At 61.9% G+C, this 17,030-nt stretch carries 19 protein-coding genes; 14 read left to right on the top strand and 5 right to left on the bottom strand.

The window, feature by feature from the left end:
• The first annotated feature begins 1 nt into the window (after window position 1).
• The 4 genes from rfbC (at window position 2) to ispF (ending at window position 3,153) form a co-directional block, all read left to right on the top strand.
• Window positions 2-574, top strand: coding sequence for a dTDP-4-dehydrorhamnose 3,5-epimerase (rfbC, locus tag QVG21_RS00965; RefSeq protein ID WP_287921218.1), 573 nt, complete (start codon window positions 2-4; stop codon window positions 572-574).
• A complete protein-coding gene (rfbD, locus tag QVG21_RS00960) occupies window positions 571-1,443 on the top strand; it encodes a dTDP-4-dehydrorhamnose reductase (protein ID WP_287921216.1) in 873 nt (290 codons plus the stop codon). Before rfbC ends, rfbD begins: the two co-directional genes overlap by 4 nt.
• A gap of 2 nt (window positions 1,444-1,445) precedes the next feature.
• Window positions 1,446-2,558, top strand: coding sequence for a dTDP-glucose 4,6-dehydratase (rfbB, locus tag QVG21_RS00955; protein WP_251213569.1), 1,113 nt, complete (start codon window positions 1,446-1,448; stop codon window positions 2,556-2,558).
• Between the two features lie 115 nt (window positions 2,559-2,673).
• Entirely contained in the window at window positions 2,674-3,153 is a 480-nt protein-coding gene (ispF, locus tag QVG21_RS00950) for a 2-C-methyl-D-erythritol 2,4-cyclodiphosphate synthase (RefSeq protein WP_287921214.1), read from the top strand.
• Here ispF and QVG21_RS00945 read toward each other — a convergent pair.
• The 4 genes from QVG21_RS00945 to QVG21_RS00930 all read right to left on the bottom strand — a co-directional run bounded on the left by QVG21_RS00945 (window position 3,150) and on the right by QVG21_RS00930 (window position 8,102).
• On the bottom strand, window positions 3,150-3,758 hold the full coding sequence (locus QVG21_RS00945) for a DUF4251 domain-containing protein (protein WP_287921212.1): 609 nt from the start codon (window positions 3,756-3,758) through the stop codon (window positions 3,150-3,152). The two genes, ispF and QVG21_RS00945, sit on opposite strands and share 4 nt — an antisense overlap.
• A gap of 1 nt (window position 3,759) precedes the next feature.
• Window positions 3,760-4,302 (bottom strand): DUF4251 domain-containing protein, encoded by a 543-nt coding sequence (locus tag QVG21_RS00940; RefSeq protein ID WP_251213566.1) that lies wholly within the window; start codon window positions 4,300-4,302, stop codon window positions 3,760-3,762.
• Window positions 4,303-4,432: 130 nt separating this feature from the next.
• The gene (uvrA, locus tag QVG21_RS00935) at window positions 4,433-7,255 is read right to left on the bottom strand and encodes an excinuclease ABC subunit UvrA (protein ID WP_287921210.1); all 2,823 of its coding nucleotides are present in this window, start codon (window positions 7,253-7,255) and stop codon (window positions 4,433-4,435) included.
• 82 nt (window positions 7,256-7,337) lie between these two features.
• A complete protein-coding gene (locus QVG21_RS00930; protein ID WP_287921208.1) occupies window positions 7,338-8,102 on the bottom strand; it encodes a nitrilase-related carbon-nitrogen hydrolase in 765 nt (254 codons plus the stop codon).
• A gap of 128 nt (window positions 8,103-8,230) precedes the next feature.
• On the opposite strand from QVG21_RS00930, the gene QVG21_RS00925 reads away from it, so the two are divergent.
• Window positions 8,231-9,067, top strand: coding sequence for a CvfB family protein (locus QVG21_RS00925; RefSeq protein ID WP_287921206.1), 837 nt, complete (start codon window positions 8,231-8,233; stop codon window positions 9,065-9,067).
• Window positions 9,067-9,828 (top strand): class I SAM-dependent methyltransferase, encoded by a 762-nt coding sequence (locus QVG21_RS00920; RefSeq protein ID WP_287921204.1) that lies wholly within the window; start codon window positions 9,067-9,069, stop codon window positions 9,826-9,828. The genes QVG21_RS00925 and QVG21_RS00920 overlap by 1 nt, the downstream gene beginning before the upstream one ends.
• Window positions 9,829-9,898: 70 nt before the next feature.
• On the opposite strand, the gene crcB is transcribed toward QVG21_RS00920, so the two are convergent.
• Window positions 9,899-10,276, bottom strand: a complete 378-nt coding sequence (gene crcB, locus QVG21_RS00915) for a fluoride efflux transporter CrcB (protein WP_251213559.1) — start codon at window positions 10,274-10,276, stop codon at window positions 9,899-9,901.
• Between the two features lie 157 nt (window positions 10,277-10,433).
• Here crcB and QVG21_RS00910 point away from each other — a divergent pair, with 157 nt between their 5' ends.
• The 8 genes from QVG21_RS00910 to yut all read left to right on the top strand — a co-directional run bounded on the left by QVG21_RS00910 (window position 10,434) and on the right by yut (window position 17,029).
• Window positions 10,434-10,736, top strand: coding sequence for an urease subunit gamma (locus QVG21_RS00910; protein WP_251213558.1), 303 nt, complete (start codon window positions 10,434-10,436; stop codon window positions 10,734-10,736).
• Between the two features lie 17 nt (window positions 10,737-10,753).
• Window positions 10,754-11,308, top strand: a complete 555-nt coding sequence (locus QVG21_RS08310) for an urease subunit beta (protein WP_275556991.1) — start codon at window positions 10,754-10,756, stop codon at window positions 11,306-11,308.
• Window positions 11,309-11,312: 4 nt separating this feature from the next.
• Window positions 11,313-13,031 (top strand): urease subunit alpha, encoded by a 1,719-nt coding sequence (locus QVG21_RS00900; RefSeq protein ID WP_251213557.1) that lies wholly within the window; start codon window positions 11,313-11,315, stop codon window positions 13,029-13,031.
• A 76-nt stretch (window positions 13,032-13,107) separates the two neighbouring features.
• Window positions 13,108-13,680 carry an urease accessory protein UreE gene (locus tag QVG21_RS00895; protein WP_287921202.1) on the top strand — a complete coding sequence of 191 codons (573 nt, stop codon included), beginning with the start codon at window positions 13,108-13,110 and terminating at the stop codon, window positions 13,678-13,680.
• Window positions 13,628-14,365, top strand: coding sequence for an urease accessory protein UreF (locus tag QVG21_RS00890; protein WP_287921200.1), 738 nt, complete (start codon window positions 13,628-13,630; stop codon window positions 14,363-14,365). Before QVG21_RS00895 ends, QVG21_RS00890 begins: the two co-directional genes overlap by 53 nt.
• A 16-nt stretch (window positions 14,366-14,381) precedes the next feature.
• Entirely contained in the window at window positions 14,382-15,038 is a 657-nt protein-coding gene (gene ureG / locus QVG21_RS00885; protein WP_251213554.1) for an urease accessory protein UreG, read from the top strand.
• Window positions 15,039-15,042: 4 nt separating this feature from the next.
• Window positions 15,043-15,957 (top strand): urease accessory protein UreD, encoded by a 915-nt coding sequence (locus QVG21_RS00880; RefSeq protein ID WP_287921198.1) that lies wholly within the window; start codon window positions 15,043-15,045, stop codon window positions 15,955-15,957.
• A gap of 22 nt (window positions 15,958-15,979) precedes the next feature.
• Window positions 15,980-17,029, top strand: coding sequence for an urea transporter (gene yut / locus QVG21_RS00875; protein WP_287921197.1), 1,050 nt, complete (start codon window positions 15,980-15,982; stop codon window positions 17,027-17,029).
• The last annotated feature ends 1 nt before the right edge of the window (window position 17,030 follow it).

The raw sequence follows: 17,030 nt of genomic DNA, 5'->3' as shown, positions 1-17,030 counted from the left end.
CATGGAAGTCATCCGCACCGACATCGAGGGCGTTGTCATCCTCGAACCCCGTATCTTCCGCGACGCCCGCGGTTATTTCTTCGAGAGTTATTCGGAGCGCGAGTTCTGCGACAAGGTCCGCACCGTCCGTTTCGTGCAGGACAACGAAAGTTGCTCGTCCTACGGCGTTCTGCGCGGCCTGCATTTCCAGAAACCGCCCCACGCCCAGTCCAAGTTGGTCCGCGTCATCGAAGGGGCCGTGCTCGACGTCGCCGTCGACATCCGCCGCGGGTCGCCCACGTTCGGCAAGTACGTCGCCGTCGAGCTCACGGCCGACAACCACCGTCAGTTCTTCATTCCCCGCGGGTTCGCCCACGGTTTTTCCGTGCTTTCGCCGCGGGCCGTGTTCCAGTACAAATGCGACAATTTCTACGCCCCGCAGTCCGAGGGGGCCATTGCCTGGGACGATCCCGCCTTGGGCATCGACTGGCGCATTCCCGCCGCCGATGCGGTTCTCTCCGACAAGGATGCCTGCCATCCCCGGCTCGCCGACATCGAGCCGCCGTTCGATTACGCTGAAAACCTCTACCTATGAATATCCTGGTCACCGGAGCCAACGGCCAGTTGGGCAGTGAGCTCCGTCTCGTCGCACAGCATTCCAAGGACCGTTACCTCTTCACCGACGTCGCCGAGCTCGACATCACCGACGCCGACGCCGTGCTGCAAACCGTGCAGAACGAGCATATCGAGGCCATCATCAATTGCGCCGCCTATACCAACGTCGACAAGGCCGAGGACGATGCCGCCCTCGCCGAGCTGCTCAACGCTTCGGCCGTCAGAAATCTTGCTGTCGCCATGAACAAGGTCGGCGGGCTTCTCGTCCACATTTCGACCGACTACGTTTTCGGCGGCAACCTCAACAACACCCCCTGCACCGAACAGCAGCCGACCAACCCCACCGGGGTCTACGGCCGCACCAAGTTGCTCGGCGAGCAGGCCGTCATCGAATCGGGGTGCCGGCACCTTATCATCCGCACCGCCTGGCTTTACAGCGAATTCGGCAAGAACTTCGTCAAAACCATGCTCGCCCTCACCGCCGACAAGCCCGAGCTGAAAGTCGTCTTCGACCAGACCGGAACCCCCACCTACGCCTACGACCTCGCGGCAGCCATCTTCGACATCATGGAGAACCGCAAGTTCGAGGGCCGTACAGGCGTCTACCACTATTCCAACGAGGGTGTCTGTTCGTGGTACGACTTCACCCGCATGATTGCCGAAATCGCCGGGCATACCGCGTGCGACATCCAGCCGTGCCATTCCTCGGAATTCCCCTCCAAGGTCGTCCGACCCTCCTACTCGGTCCTCGACAAAACCCTTTTCAAGCAGACTTTCGGCGTGCGGATTCCCTATTGGACCGATTCGCTCCGAGTGTGTATCAGCAACTTAACCGAACAGAATTCATAACCATGAATTTCAAGCGCAATATCATCGTCACCGGGGGCGCCGGGTTCATCGGCTCGCACGTCGTCCGGCTTTTCGTCCGGAAATATCCCGACTACCGCATCATCAACGTCGACAAACTCACCTACGCCGGCAACCTGGCCAACCTGGCCGACATCGAGGCGTGCCCCAACTACCTCTTCGTCAAGGCCGACATCGTCGATTTCGACCGCATGCTCGCCCTCATGCAGGAATACTCCGTCGACGGGGTCATCCACCTCGCCGCCGAGAGCCACGTGGACCGTTCCATCAAGGACCCGTTCACGTTCGCCCGTACCAACGTCATGGGGACCCTTTCGCTGCTCCAGGCCGCCAAGGTCCATTGGGAATCGTCGCCCGCAAAGTACGAGGACAAGCTGTTTTACCATATTTCGACCGACGAGGTCTACGGTGCGCTGGAGCTCACCCGCCCCGAGGGCGACGCCGACGGCCGGGGCCCCTACGGCGAAGAATTCTTCGTCGAGACCACCAAGTACAATCCCCATTCGCCCTACTCGGCGTCCAAGGCTTCGTCCGACCACTTCGTGCGGGCGTTCCACGACACCTACGGCATGCCGACCATCGTCACCAACTGCTCCAACAATTACGGACCCTATCAGTTTCCCGAGAAGCTGATACCCCTGTTCATCAACAACATCCGCCACCGCCGTCCGCTTCCCGTCTACGGCCGCGGCGAGAACGTCCGCGACTGGCTCTACGTCGAAGACCATGCCCGCGCCATCGACACCATTTTCCACCGCGGCAAGGTTGCCGAGACCTACAACATCGGCGGTTTCAACGAGTGGAAGAACATCGACATCGTCAAGGTCCTTATCCGCACCGTCGACCGTCTGCTGGGCAATCCCGAGGGGGCGTCGCTCGACTTGATTACCTACGTCACCGACCGTGCCGGACACGACATGCGCTACGCCATCGACTCCCGCAAGCTCCAGCGCGAACTGGGTTGGGAACCCTCGCTCCAATTCGAGGAGGGCATCGAGAAGACCGTGCGGTGGTACCTCGACAACCAGCCGTGGCTCGACAACATCACTTCGGGGGCCTACGAAAACTATTACAACGACATGTACGCCAACCGATAGGCTGTCCTCTCGCTTACGCAAAACGCCGTGCCCCGAAAGGGGCACGGCGTTTTCGTTGGCGGACGGTTGGCGGACCGGGAATTTTTCGTAACTTCGGGCATCAAAAACTCCGGATATGGATTTCAGAATAGGACACGGCTACGACGTGCACGCGCTGGCCGACGGCTTGAAGCTGGTGTTGGGAGGGGTCGAAATTCCTTTCGCCAAAGGGTTCGTCGCCCATTCGGACGGAGACGTGGCGATTCACGCCATCTGCGACGCCTTGCTGGGTGCCGCCGCCCTGGGCGACATCGGCGAGCATTTTCCCGACACCTCCGCCGATTACGCGGGCATAGATTCCAAGATTCTGTTACAGCGCGTCGCCGCGCTTCTCCGTCAAAAGGGGTTTGAAATCAGCAACGTCGACTGCACCGTCCGCATGCAGCGGCCCAAGCTGCGGCCCTTCATCGGCGCCATGTGCAGCGCGCTCGCCGGTGCTATGGGTGTAGACGATGACCGGGTTTCGGTCAAAGCTACGACCACAGAGCATCTCGGTTTCGAGGGGCGCGAAGAGGGTGTTTCCGTTTCGGCCGTCGCGCTGATTTACAAAGTTTAGTCCCACAGCCAGCCTACGTAGCGCATCGTCGCATCGGGCGTCGTGAGCAGCAGAATCGTCTCTCCCGTCACGGTCGACACGGCCAGTTCGGCCTGGTAGGCGTCGTCTCCGTCATTGAACGCAAACGAAACGCCCCAGCCGTATTGCGTGTGCACCGTCCGATAGTCGCGGATGGGTCCGGCGTCGAAATTGAGCGTCCACACATACTGCGTCACGCCCGTCTCCGTAGGCAGATGCACTTCCACCCGGTCCGTCAGCAGCCCGAAGTAAAAGTAATCGGCATAAATCGACCGCATCAGTCCCCCGGGCTGTTGCTGCATCGAGTTGGGATAGAACAGATAGTTGCGCGACTGCACCAGCGAATCTATCCGCGCAGCATACCGTTCGGCATGGTAGGCCCGGCGCTCCGGACGGGTCATGCGGCCCGTCGGCTTTTCGTAGACCGTCGTGTGCTCCACGATATGCACAGGCGCCTCCTGTACCGGCACCACGGTAGTCTGCGGTACGCTGTCCGCCGCGGCCGTGCCTATCGAGAATTCCGGCGTCTGCGCAAAAACGGCACCGGCTGCAAGCAGCACGGCGCCGGGCAGGCAAAGAAACTTCATGTCAGTAGAGCTGCGAAATCGAACCCGTATACTGCACCGGGTTGTACCACGGGTTGCTGATCGTCAGATTGGCACCGCCCGTGCGGGAGAATATCTCGAACGTGAAGGTGTAGGTCCCCGCCGAATAGAGCGACGTGTTGAACGTCACCATCCACCCTTCGTGGGTCTGTTCGGTCGTGTAGCCTTGCAGGTCCGATACCGTATAGTTGATTACCGTCGTGTAGTAAGGCGGTACGTAGCCTTTGATATAGGGCAGACAGATGTCGGCCGTGCCGTCCCAGATGCCTACGTTGAACGAGGGGTTGACAATCTGGCGCATGGGGCCCGCCGGCTGGCGCTGCATCGTCTGGGGATTGAACTGGAAGTTGCGCGAGAGAACCAGCGAGTCCATCATCTTCTCGTAGTTCGCAATGCGTTCCGCACGGCGTTTTTCGCGGACTTCGCGGCGTTCTTCCTTGGGCGAAAGCATCTTCTTCTGGCCGATCACCGTCGCCGCGGCGGCGCACAGCAGCAGGCCGCTCAGGATTATCACTGCTTTTTTCATGGCTGTAATTGGTTTGATTACAGACTCTCTGCAATTTCGGTGCCAACGCTCCGCCGCAGTTTCGCTTCAGCAGGCCCGCTCCTTACTTTTCACCGCTCGTCTCTCGCGTTTCTCCTCGCCTTTCACCTTTTTACAGCCCCATCTTTTTCAAGAACTGCCCGGTGTGGCTGCGGGAACACTGCGCCACTTCGTGGGGCGTACCCGTGGCGACGACCTCGCCGCCGCCGACACCGCCCTCGGGGCCGATGTCGATGATATGGTCGGCAACCTTGACCACGTCGAGGTTGTGCTCGATGACGATGACCGTATTGCCCCGGTCCACCAGCTTGTTGAGCACCTCCAGCAGCAGGCGGATGTCCTCGAAATGCAGGCCCGTCGTCGGTTCGTCCAGAATGTAGAGCGTGCGGCCCGTGTCGCGTTTGGAGAGTTCCGACGCCAGTTTGATGCGCTGGCTCTCGCCGCCCGAGAGGGTCGTGCAGGGCTGCCCGAGCGTCAGATAGCCCAGCCCCACTTCCTGTATGGCGCGCAGTTTCTGGTAGATGTTCGGTATGTTCTCGAAGAATTCCACCGCCATGTTGACCGTCATGTTCAGCACGTCGTCTATCGACTTGCCCTTGTACTTCACCTCCAAGGTCTCGCGGTTGTAGCGGTGGCCGCCGCACGCCTTGCAGGTCACATAGACGTCCGGCAGGAAGTTCATTTCGATGGTCTGCACCCCCGCTCCGCGGCATTCTTCGCAGCGGCCGCCCTTGACGTTGAACGAGAAACGCCCCGCCTTGAAACCGCGTATCTGCGCATCGGGCGTCAGCTCGAACAGCTTGCGGATGTCGGTGAACACGTTGGAGTAGGTCGCCGGATTCGAGCGCGGCGTGCGGCCGATGGGCGACTGGTCGACCACCACCAATTTGTCCACATGTTCGATGCCCTCGATGGCATCGTATTCCAGCGGACGGTCCAGCGCTCTATAAAACGTTTTAGCAAGAATCGGGCGCAACGTTTCGTTCACAAGGGTCGACTTGCCCGAACCGCTCACTCCCGTCACGCAAATCAGTTTGCCCAGCGGGAATTCGGCGTCTATGTTTTTCAGGTTGTTGCCCCGTGCGCCCCGGATTACGATGCTTTCGCCCGTGCCCTCGCGCAGTTTTTCGGGGATTTCGATGCGGCGGCGGCCCGTCAGATAGTCGGCCGTCACCGAATCGGACTTCAAGATGTCGTCCGGCGTGCCCGCCGCTACGATGTGGCCGCCCCGACGCCCGGCCTTGGGACCCACGTCCACAATGAAGTCGGCCGCACGCATCATCTCCTCGTCGTGCTCCACCACGATGACCGAGTTGCCCGCGTCGCGAAGTTCTTCCAGGCTGCGGATAAGCCGCTGGTTATCGCGCTGATGCAGACCGATGGAGGGTTCGTCCAGAATATAGAGCACGTTCACCAGCTTCGAGCCTATCTGCGTCGCCAGCCGGATGCGCTGGCTTTCGCCGCCCGACAGCGACCGCGACGAGCGGGCCAGCGACAGATAGCCCAGCCCCACTTCGCGCAGGAAGCGCAGCCGCTCGCGGATCTCCTTGACCACTTCCTGCGCTATGCGCCACTCGCGTTCGGACATCATCTCTTCCATGCGGTCCACCCACCCGGCGAATTCGTCGATCGACATGGCCGACACTTCGGCTATGTTCTTGCCGCCGATGCGGAATTGCAACGCTTCGGACCTCAACCGCGAGCCGCCGCACGCCGAGCAGGTCTTATAGACCAGGAATTGTTCGCGCCACTTGCGGCCGCGGGCCGTCTCGTCGTCTTCGCTGCGGCCGATGAATTCGGCCACCCCCTCCCACGACAGGAACTGCCGCCCGCCCGAGGGCGCGCTGAACTGCGAAAGGTCCACGGTCAGCGGCTCCGAATCGCCGTACAGCAAGGCATGAAGCGCCGCGTCGGAGAGGGTCTCCATCGGGTCGTCGAGCGTGAAATCATAGCGGCGCCCCAGCATTTCGAGCGTCGCGAAAAGCATGTTGTTGTGATACTTGCCCAGCGGTTCGACCGCCCCCTCGCGAATCGAAAGGCGTTTGTCGGGGATGATTTTCGCCAGGTCGAAGACCGCTTCCTCGCCCAGTCCGTTGCAGTGGGGGCAGGCCCCCTTGGGCGAGTTGAACGAAAAGGTGTGCGGCGCCGGGTCCTCGAACGCCACTCCCGTCGAGGGACACATCAGGTGGCGCGAATAGAAGCGCTGTTCGTCGGTGCCGTAGTCGTACAGCGCCATCGTTCCCTTGCCTTGGCGAAGCGCTTCCTTAAGCGAGGTCATGATGCGGTCGCGGGCGTCGTCGCTCACGGTCATCCGGTCCACCACCAGGTCGATGGTGTGGATTTTATAGCGGTCCAGCCGCATTCCCGCCGATATTTCGCGGATTTCGCCGTCGATGCGGGCATAGAGGTAGCCTTTCTTGGCCAGCGTCTCGAAAAGTTCGCGGTAGTGGCCCTTGCGGCCTTTGACCACGGGTGCCAGCAGGGCTATTTTCCGCCCCGCAAAGTCCTTGCTTATCAGGCCGGCTATCTGGTCGTCCGAATAGTGGACCATCTCCTCGCCCGTGACCGGCGAATAGGCACGCGAGGCGCGCGCATAGAGCAGACGCAGAAAGTCGTTGATTTCGGTCACCGTGCCCACCGTCGAGCGGGGGTTCTTGTTGGTGGTCTTCTGCTCGATGGCCACCACCGGGCTCAGTCCCGTAATCTTGTCCACGTCGGGCCGCTCCATCGTCCCCACGAACTGCCGCGCATAGGTCGACAGCGTCTCCATGTAGCGGCGCTGGCCCTCGGCATAGATGGTGTCGAACGCCAGCGACGACTTGCCCGAACCGCTCAGTCCCGTCACCACCACCAACTTGCGCCGCGGAATTTCGAGGTCGACATTCTTGAGGTTGTGGACCCGGGCACCCAGTATTTTGATCGTATCTTCTTTCATCGGCAGAGAAACGTACCGCAGCCCCGGTTTATTGGCTCCGGAGCCGCCAAGCGGCAAAGATAGCACAATCCGGCCGAACTTCTCAAGGTTCCAGCCGGAAATCGTCGGCATCCTGCCATGCCGGGAACGATTCGCGGAACGCGCGCTGCTGCTCCAGGTCGAGCGTCACGGCCATCGTCCATTCGCCGCTGTCGGCACCCGCTATCGTGCGGCCCAGGTAGTCCAGCGCCTGCGAGTCGCCGATATACACCGCGTCGGGGTCGGTCCCCACCCGGTTCACGCCGATTACGTAGCATTGGTTCTCGATGGCCCGCGCCCGCAGCAGGGCGCACCACGCGTCGCGCCGTTTGTTGTCCCACGAGGCGCAGTAGATGATGGCATCGTAGTCGCCCCGGCTGCGGCTCCACACCGGGAAGCGCAGGTCGTAGCAGATTTGCAGCAGGAAGCGGAATCCCATGTACTCCACCACCACGCGTTTGTCGCCCGGCGTGTAGTCGCGGCCCTCGCCACCCGGACGGAACAAGTGGCGCTTGTCGTACCATTGGGTTTCGCCCGAGGGCTTCACAAAAAACATGCGGTTGCGGTAGGTGCCCTCCTCCGCGATGACGGCGCTCCCTACCACCGCTTTCTTATAAGTCGCGGCCCAGCGGCGCATCGTTGTGACCACCAGTCCGTCCTGCGGTTCGGCCACCACGGCGGGCCGCAGCTTGAACCCCGTCGCAAACATCTCGGGCAGCACCACCACGTCGGCTTCGGCCGCCGCGACGACGGGTTCCAGCCGTTCCAGATTGCGGGCCGTATGTTCCCACTCCATGTCTACCTGGCAAAGGGCTATGCGTATTTTCATAAAATGCTTTTTTGTCATCCAAAGGTAATTATTTTTCCCCATCCGCCAACTTTCCGCCGCAGCGAATTCGCCGGAAAGTTGCGCCGCAACGAAATAAAGCGTACTTTTGCCGGCAAACCGACTCCACCATGCTCAAAGCAGGCCGCACCCACACCCTCACCGTCAGCCGCATCTCCGACTACGGGCTTTACCTCGAAAACGAAGAGCACGACGAAGTGCTGCTTCCCAACCGCTACGTCTCGCTCACCGACAAGCCCGGCGACCGCAAGGAAGTCTTCGTCTACCACGATTCGGAAGACCGTCTCGTAGCTACGACCGAGACTCCCCTCCTGCGCGTCGGCGAAGCCGGGTTCCTGAAGGTCGTCGACAAGACGGTGCACGGCGCGTTCCTCGATTGGGGGCTCGTGGGCAAGGACCTTTTCCTGCCCAACCGCAACCAGCAGGGCGGCATTCTCGCGGGCCACAGTTACGTGGTCTACCTTTACGAAGACAGCGTCACGGGGCGCTGCGTGGCCACCAACAAGCTCAAGGCTTTCATCGACAACGACCAGATTACGGTCCGTCCGCGCGAGGAGGTCGGGCTGCTCGTCGCTTCCGAAAGCCCCATCGGCTACCGGGTCATCGTCAACAGCCGCCATTGGGGCATGATATACCGCGACCAGATTTTCCGGCCCGTCGCCGTCGGCGACCGCCTGCGGGGTTTCGTGCGCCGCATCACCGAGGACAACCGTATCGACGTCACGCTCCAGCAGCAGGGATTCGCACAAGTCAGGGATTCGGCCCAAACGCTGCTCGAACTGCTCCGGCAGAACAGCGGTCACCTGCCGCTCAACGACGACAGCGCCCCCGAGGAGGTCCGGCGGCTCACGGCCATGAGCAAGAAAACATTCAAGCGGTCGGTCGGCATGCTGCTCAAGCAAGGCACCGTCGAGATGAACGACCGGGGCATCCAAATCCGCAAATAATGGCAAAGGTCCAGACCGCCGAACGCGTGTCGCGCGAGGCTTCCGACAATTTCGTGTTCCAGCGCTCGCTGCTGGCCTACCATGCCGCCGCCGAACGCATCGGGGGCGACGTGCTCGAAATCGGCACCGGGTCGGGCTACGGCATCGAAGCCGTGGCGCCCAAGGCCGCACGTTTCGTCACCGTCGACAAGCACCTTCCGCCCGTCGACTTCGCCCACTTTCCCGGCGTTGTGTTCCGGCAAACCGCCGTACCGCCGCTGCCTTTCGCCGACGGGGAGTTCGACTGCGTGATTTCGTTCCAAGTCATCGAGCACATCAAGCAGGATGCGGAGTTCGTCCGCGAAATATACCGGGTGCTGCGTCCCGGCGGACGGTTCATCGTCACCACGCCCAACGCCCCCATGTCGCTCACGCGCAATCCGTGGCATGTGCGCGAATATACGGCCTGTCAGCTGCGCGAACTGCTCGGCATCTTCGCAGAGGTCGAAATGCTGGGCGTCTCCGGCAACCACAAGGTCATGGCCTACTACGAGCAGAACCGCCGGAGCGTGGAGCGGATGGCCCGGCTGGATATTTTCGACCTCCAGCACCGTCTGCCGCGGCGCCTGCTCCAGGTTCCCTATGACATCCTCAACCGCATCAACCGCCGCAAGCTACTCAAGGAGAACACCGAACTGACTACCTCCATCCTTATGGACGACTATCGGCTCGGACCCGTCAGCGACGAGAGCTTCGACCTTTTCTATATAGCGCGTAAATAACGGTACGCATACGGCAAAACGGGCTATTCGGCACATACCGAATAGCCCGTTTTCGTTTTGGCACTGCTTGCTAAATCGTTTTAATCAACGATCTGCCGAGCCACACGAGCAACAGACCCAGCACGAAACTGAGCCCCACGTAGAGCCCGAACCCGAGCCACTGCTTGTGCTGCAAAAGCAGGTACATGTCGTCGGAAAACGACGAAAAGGTGGTGAAGCCGCCGCAGAATCCCGTGATGAGGAACACGTTCATCGACGGCGAAATCAAGTGCGTCTTCTCGGCCATCCCGAAGAAGATGCCGATGACGAAGCTGCCGATCAAGTTGACCGTGAAGGTTCCCCACGGAAAGGCTTCGGCCCCCGCGAAGTGGAAGATTTTTCCAGTCAGAAAACGCAGGCAGGTGCCGACGAAGCCTCCTAATCCTGCAATAAGCATTGCTCGAAACATAATTCTGAGAAAATTTGCCGCAAAGTTAGCAAATTCCGGGCCGCAGCCGCATTCGCCGTCCTGGCATATTCTTTGAACTGAGCGCGAAGACGTGCCGTCGGTCTCCCCGCGAACGCAGGGCGGCGGGTGCCGTAATCCTCAAAAAAACACAACAACTATGCACTTATCACCGAAAGAGATCGACAAACTGATGCTCCTTTCGTTGGGCATGATTGCCGAACGACGCATGAAGAAAGGGCTCAAGCTCAACTATCCGGAAGCCGTGGCCTACATCACCTCCACGGCGCTCGAAGAAGCGCGGGCGGGCAAGACCGTCGAGGAAGTGATGACCGCCGCAGCCAGCGTCCTGCGCAAGAGCGACGTCATGGACGGTGTGGCCGACATGGTCGACCTGCTGCAGGTCGAAGCCGTCTTCACCGACGGATCGCGCCTGGTGAGCATCCACCACCCCATCAAATAACCTAAAAAAGCCGAATCATGGACAATACCGCAAAATCCGCCCCGGCTGCCGACCAGCGGCAGGCCGCAGGGCTCTATCCGAACCAACCGGGGTTCAAGCCCGCGCAGCCCGTCCCTGTGGGCGGAGTGCTACTGGCTACAGACCCTATCGAATACAACACAGGACGCAAAACCGTCAAACTCGTGGTCCGCAATACGGGCGACCGTCCCATTCAGGTGGGTTCGCACTTCCATTTCTTCGAGGTCAACCGCTACCTGGAATTCGACCGCGACGCCGCGTTCGGCTGCCATCTGAACATCCCCGCCACCACGGCCATCCGCTTCGAGCCGGGCGACCAGAAAGAAGTCGAGGCAGTCGCCTACGCCGGCAAGCGCCGCATCATCGGCTTCAACGGGCTGGTCATGGGCTACACGGGCGACGAAGACGCCCCGACCTACTTCCCGGCGCGGCTCAAGGCCGTGCGCAAGGTCCGTCTGGCCGGATTCAAGGAAATCGCCGAAAAGGAAGCCGAAGCCGCCTACAAGAAACAGCAGGCCGCAGCTCCGCACAACGACAACAACGCAAAAAAATAGCAACATGGCAACAATTTCACGTCAGGAATACAACAACCTGTTCGGTCCGACCGTCGGCGACAAAATCCGGCTGGGCGACACCGACCTCTACGTGGAGATCGAAAAGGACCTCCGCGAATACGGCGACGAAGTGGTCTACGGCGGCGGCAAGACCCTGCGCGACGGCATGGGGCTGGCCAACACGATGACCGCCAAGGAAGGGGCGCTCGACATCGTCATCACGAACGTCACGATCATCGACCCGATTCTGGGCGTGGTCAAAGCCGACGTCGGCATCAAGGACGGCAGAATCGCGGGCATCGGCAAGTCGGGCAACCCCAACACCATGCACGGCGTGCACCCCGACCTGATTACGGGAGCGGCCACCGACGCCATTTCGGGCGAACACCTCATCCTCACGGCCGGAGGTATCGACGGCCATGTCCACCTGATTTCGCCCCAGCAGGCCTACGCGTCGCTGAGCAACGGCATCACCACCCTCTTCGGCGGCGGCATCGGCCCCACCGACGGAACCAACGGCACGACCATCACCTCGGGCAAGTGGAACACCGAACGCATGCTCGAATCGCTCGAAACGCTGCCTGTCAACGTGGGCATGCTCGGCAAGGGCAACTGCTCGGTGGCCCAGTCCATCGAAGAACAAATCGAAGCGGGCGTCTGCGGACTGAAGGTCCACGAAGACTGGGGCTCGACCCCGGCGGCCATCCGTGCGGCGCTCGACGTCGCCGACCGCTACGACGTGCAGGTGGCCATCCACACCGACACCCTCAACGAAGGCGGCTACGTCGAAGACACCATCGCCGCCATGGACGGACGCACGATCCACACCTACCACACCGAAGGTGCGGGCGGCGGCCATGCGCCCGACCTGCTGAAGGTCGCTTCGATGCCCTACGTACTGCCGTCGTCGACCAACCCCACGCTGCCGTTCGGCATCAACTCGCAGGCCGAGCTCTTCGACATGATCATGGTGTGCCACAACCTCAACCCCAAAATCCCGTCGGACGTGGCGTTCGCCGAAAGCCGCGTACGCCCCGAGACGCAGGCTGCCGAAAACGTGCTCCACGACCTGGGCGTGCTCTCCATGGTGTCGTCCGACTCGCAGGCCATGGGCCGCATCGGCGAATCGTTCATGCGCACGTTCCAGACCGCGTCGTTCATGAAAAACGCCTGCGGCAAACTGGCCGAAGACGCCGAGGGCAACGACAACTTCCGCGTGCTGCGCTACCTGGCCAAGATCACGATCAACCCGGCCATCACGTTCGGCGTGTCGGACTACTTAGGCTCGGTCGAGAAAGGCAAAATCGCCGACCTGGTGCTGTGGGAACCCCACTTCTTCGGCGCCAAGCCCAAGATGGTCATCAAGGGCGGGGTCATCAACTGGGCCAACATGGGCGACCCCAACGCATCGCTGCCCACGCCGCAGCCGTGCTACTATCGGCCGATGTTCGGCGCCTGGGGCCGTGCGCTGCCCAAGACCTGCATTTCGTTCGTCTCGAACGCCGCCTGCGAAAGCGGCATCAAGCAACGGCTTTCGCTCGACCGCATGGTACTGCCTGTGCGCCGCACGCGCCAGATCACCAAGTTCGACATGGTCCGCAACGGGGGCATGCCGCAAATCGACGTCAATCCCGAAACGTTCGACGTGCTGGTCAACGGCGTCCGCGCCTATGTCAAGCCCGCCCGCGAATTCCCGCTGAGCCAGCTCTACTGGTTCAGCTGACGCTGCGCCCGGTTCCGGAAACGCATGGTTCCGGAACCGGACTTTTTCTCCACCTCTCAACAAAACACTCCTGCCCATGAAAATCTACTCCGCAATCGTCGGCAACCTGCACGCGCCCGAGTGGGCCGAACGTGCCGCCGAAGCCGACATCGAAACCGTCGAACTCGACCAATGGACGGCCCAGAAAAGCCGTTTCGTAGCGCCCGGCGACCGCGGCAGCGAATATGCCGTGGCCCTCGAACGCCATTCCCAGCTGCTCGACGGCGACATCCTGGAATACGACGCCGACGCCAACCGCATGGTGGCGCTCCGCATCCGGCTCAACGACGTGCTGGTGGCCGACCTCGGCGAACTCGCGTCCGAACGGCCCGAGGAAATCATCCACATCGCCCTCGAACTGGGCCACGCCATCGGCAACCAGCATTGGCCCGCCGTCGTCAAAGGCACGAAAGTCTACGTTCCGCTGACGGTCGACAAGAAAGTGATGGACAGCGTCATGCGCACCCACCGCATCGAACACGTCCACTGCTCGTTCCAGCCGGGCTCGGAAGTGATCCCCTACCTCGCGCCCCACGAAATCCGCCGGCTGTTCGGCGGTGCCAACCACGAAAACGAAACGGACCACCACCACCATCATGCCCACGCCTGACCGCGCCGCGCTGCTGATGCGGCTGATGGCACTCACCGACTCGGCCTTTCCGGTCGGCACCTTCTCGTTTTCCAACGGACTGGAGACGGCCGCCGACACGGGGCTCGTGCACGATGCACCCACGCTCGAAGCCTACGCCCGCTGCATCGCCCGGCAGGCGGCCCTGACCGACGGCGTGGCGGCACTGCACGCCCATCGCAGCTACCTGCGCAAGGATTTCGAGGGCATCGTCGAAGCCGACACGCAGGCCATCCTCTGCAAGCTGAACGCCGAAGCCCGCCAGATGACCTGCCGCATGGGCAAGAAACTGGCCGAGCTTTTCACCCGCATCGCCGACGACCCGACCGCGGCCCGCTGGCTGGCCGAAATCGAAGCCGGACGCACGCCCGGCAGCTACCCTGCGGCCCAAGGCATCGTCTTCGCGGCCAACGGCATAGGCGAACGCGAACTTTTCTGCTCGCACCAATACGGCGCCATCGGCACGGTGCTGAACGCCGCGCTGCGCTGCGTCCGCGTGTCGCACTACGACACGCAGCGCATTCTGTTCCGGCTTTCGGCCGAAACCGAAGCGCTCTATGCCGAAGCGGCCGGAGCGGACTACTGCGACATGAACGCTTTCGCGCCGCAGACCGACATCCTGGCCTCGCTGCACGAAAAAGGAACCAAACGACTTTTCATGAACTGACAAAACACCTGAACCAATGAACAACACATGCAGAATCGGAATCGGCGGACCCGTCGGCTCCGGCAAAACGGCCCTCATCGAAGCCATCACGCCCCGCCTGCTGGGAATGGGCTACAAAGTGCTGGTCATCACGAACGACATCGTGACGACCGAAGACGCCAAACACGTGCGCAAGATGCTCAAGGGCATCCTGGTCGAGGAACGCATCATCGGCGTGGAGACAGGCGCCTGCCCCCACACGGCCGTGCGCGAAGACCCCTCGATGAACATCGCGGCCGTCGAGGAGATGGAAGCCCGCTTCCCGGACGGCGACGTGGTGCTCATCGAATCGGGCGGCGACAACCTGACCCTCACCTTCAGCCCGGCGCTGGTGGACTTCTTCATCTACGTCATCGACGTGGCCGCGGGCGACAAAATCCCCCGCAAGGACGGCCCGGGCATTTCGCAGTCGGACATCCTGGTCATCAACAAGACCGACCTGGCGCCCTACGTACATGCCGACCTGGAGGTCATGCGCGTCGATTCGGAGCGGATGCGCCCCGGCAAACCGTTCGTCTTCACGAACTGCATGACGGGCGAGGGCATCGAGGAACTGGTGGAACTCATCCGCCGCATGGCCCTGTTCGACGTCGAACGCCACGAGGAACCCGAACTCGAAACCGCAATGGTCTGAAGCGATGGACTTCTCCGCCGCCAAAGAAATGGCCCCCTACCTGGCCGAGCCGAAAGCCATGCCGGTAGGGACCCCCGGGAAGACGGGCTACCTCTATTTAGGTTTCGAGCTCGACGGCCAGGGGCGCTCCATCATGCGCGACCTCGACCGCCGGGCGCCGCTCATCGTCCAGCAGGAACTCTACTTCGACGAGGGGATGCCCGAAATGCCGTGCGTCTACATCCTTTCGTCGGGAGGTCCCAATGTCGACGGCGACCGCTACCGCCAACATTTCGCAGTCCGCAAGGGCGCCTATGCCCACCTCTCGACGGGAGCGGCCACCAAGCTGGCCGAAATGCGCTACAACTATTCGGGGCTCCGGCAGTGCTTCGAGCTGGAAGCGGACGCCTATCTGGAATACCTGCCCGAGCCGACGATTCCGTGCCGCCACACGCGTTTCATCGCCGACACGACGATCCGCATAGACCCCACGGCGACGCTTTTCTATGCCGAAATCTACATGAGCGGCCGCAAATACTTCGACCGCGGCGAACGCTTCGCCTACGACGTGCTTTCCGTGACGACGCAGGCCGAACGCCCCGACGGCGAACGGCTGTTCCGCGAAAAGTTCGTCATCCGCCCGGCGTCTGAGCCGCCGGCGGCCTTGGGCGTGATGGGCGGCTACGACGTCTTCGCCAACGCCATTGTGCTGACGCCGCCCGACGAAGCCGAACGCATCTACGCCCGCACGGAAGCCTTCGTCGACGACGCAACCCGCACGGCGGCCGGAATCACCCGCCTGCCCAACGGATGCGGACTGCTCTACAAAGCACTGGGCGACGAAACGGGCCCGGTCAAGAAACTGGTCCGCCGGTTCTGCTCGACGGTGCGCGAAGAAGTCAAACACCGCCCGCTGCCGGAAGAATTTCCGTGGCGATAACCGATTAAACGACTTATAAACTATGGCAACAACTCTCTCTGCGCCGACGGCCCACGCCGGAGTCGGCCTTCTCAAGAAAATGCTGCGCGGCATGGGGCAGGTCATGTTCCAGCCCAGCGCATGGACCGGCCTGCTGTTTCTGACAGGCATCATCTGGGGCTCGTGCGCCAACCGCACGGGCATCGTAGCGTGGGGCGCACTCGTCGCGGTGGCGGTCTCCACGCTGACGGGCAGGCTGCTGCGGCTCCCGGAAGACGACGGCACGCAAGGGCTGTGGGGCTTCAACGGAGTGCTCGTAGGCTGCGCCTTCCCCACGTTCCTGGGCAACACCTTCTGGATGTGGCTGGCGCTGATACTCTGTGCGGCGATGACGACCTGGGTACGCACGGGATTCAACAACGTGATGGCGCCGTGGAAAGTCAACTCGCTGACTTTCCCGTTCGTCTTCTGCACGTGGCTCTTTCTGCTGGCGGCGCGCGCCATGCACGGGATGCCGCCCACCCATCTGAGCGACCCGACGCTGCCGACGCTTTTCGCGTCGGGCGAAAACCTGCGGCTGGGCCACCTGATCGTCTACTGGCTCAAAGGCCTCGGGCAGGTGTTCCTGGTCGATTCGTGGGTGACGGGACTGCTGTTTCTGATCGGGCTGCTGCTGAGCAGCGCCCGCGCCGCGCTGTGGGCAGCCGTCGGTTCGGCCGTGGCGCTGCTGGTAGCGATCCTGTTCGAGGCTTCGGGCAGCGGAATCGCGGGCGGGCTCTACGGATTCAGCCCCGTGCTGACGGCCATAGCTTTGGGCACGGTCTTCTACAAGCCCAACCGCCGTTCGGCCGTGTGGGCGCTGCTGGGAATCGTCGTGACGGTATTCGTGCAGGCGGGTATGAACGTCATGCTTGCGCCGCTGGGCATCCCGACGCTGACCGCGCCTTTCTGCCTGACGACATGGCTGTTCCTGCTGCCGCTGATCCGCTTCGACGAGACCGAACGCCCCGACCACACCGACTGGGACCCGGCCCGCAAGACCCACCTGGCACCCCGGCCGCTTTTCGAGCCGCGCCGCACACCCAAAAAATAGG

The organism is Alistipes sp. UBA6068 (genome assembly GCF_949428155.1).
GTDB classification, from domain to species: domain Bacteria; phylum Bacteroidota; class Bacteroidia; order Bacteroidales; family Rikenellaceae; genus Alistipes; species Alistipes muris.
Note: the sequence above shows the minus strand (reverse complement) of the source record. Positions and strands in the feature narration are given on the sequence as shown.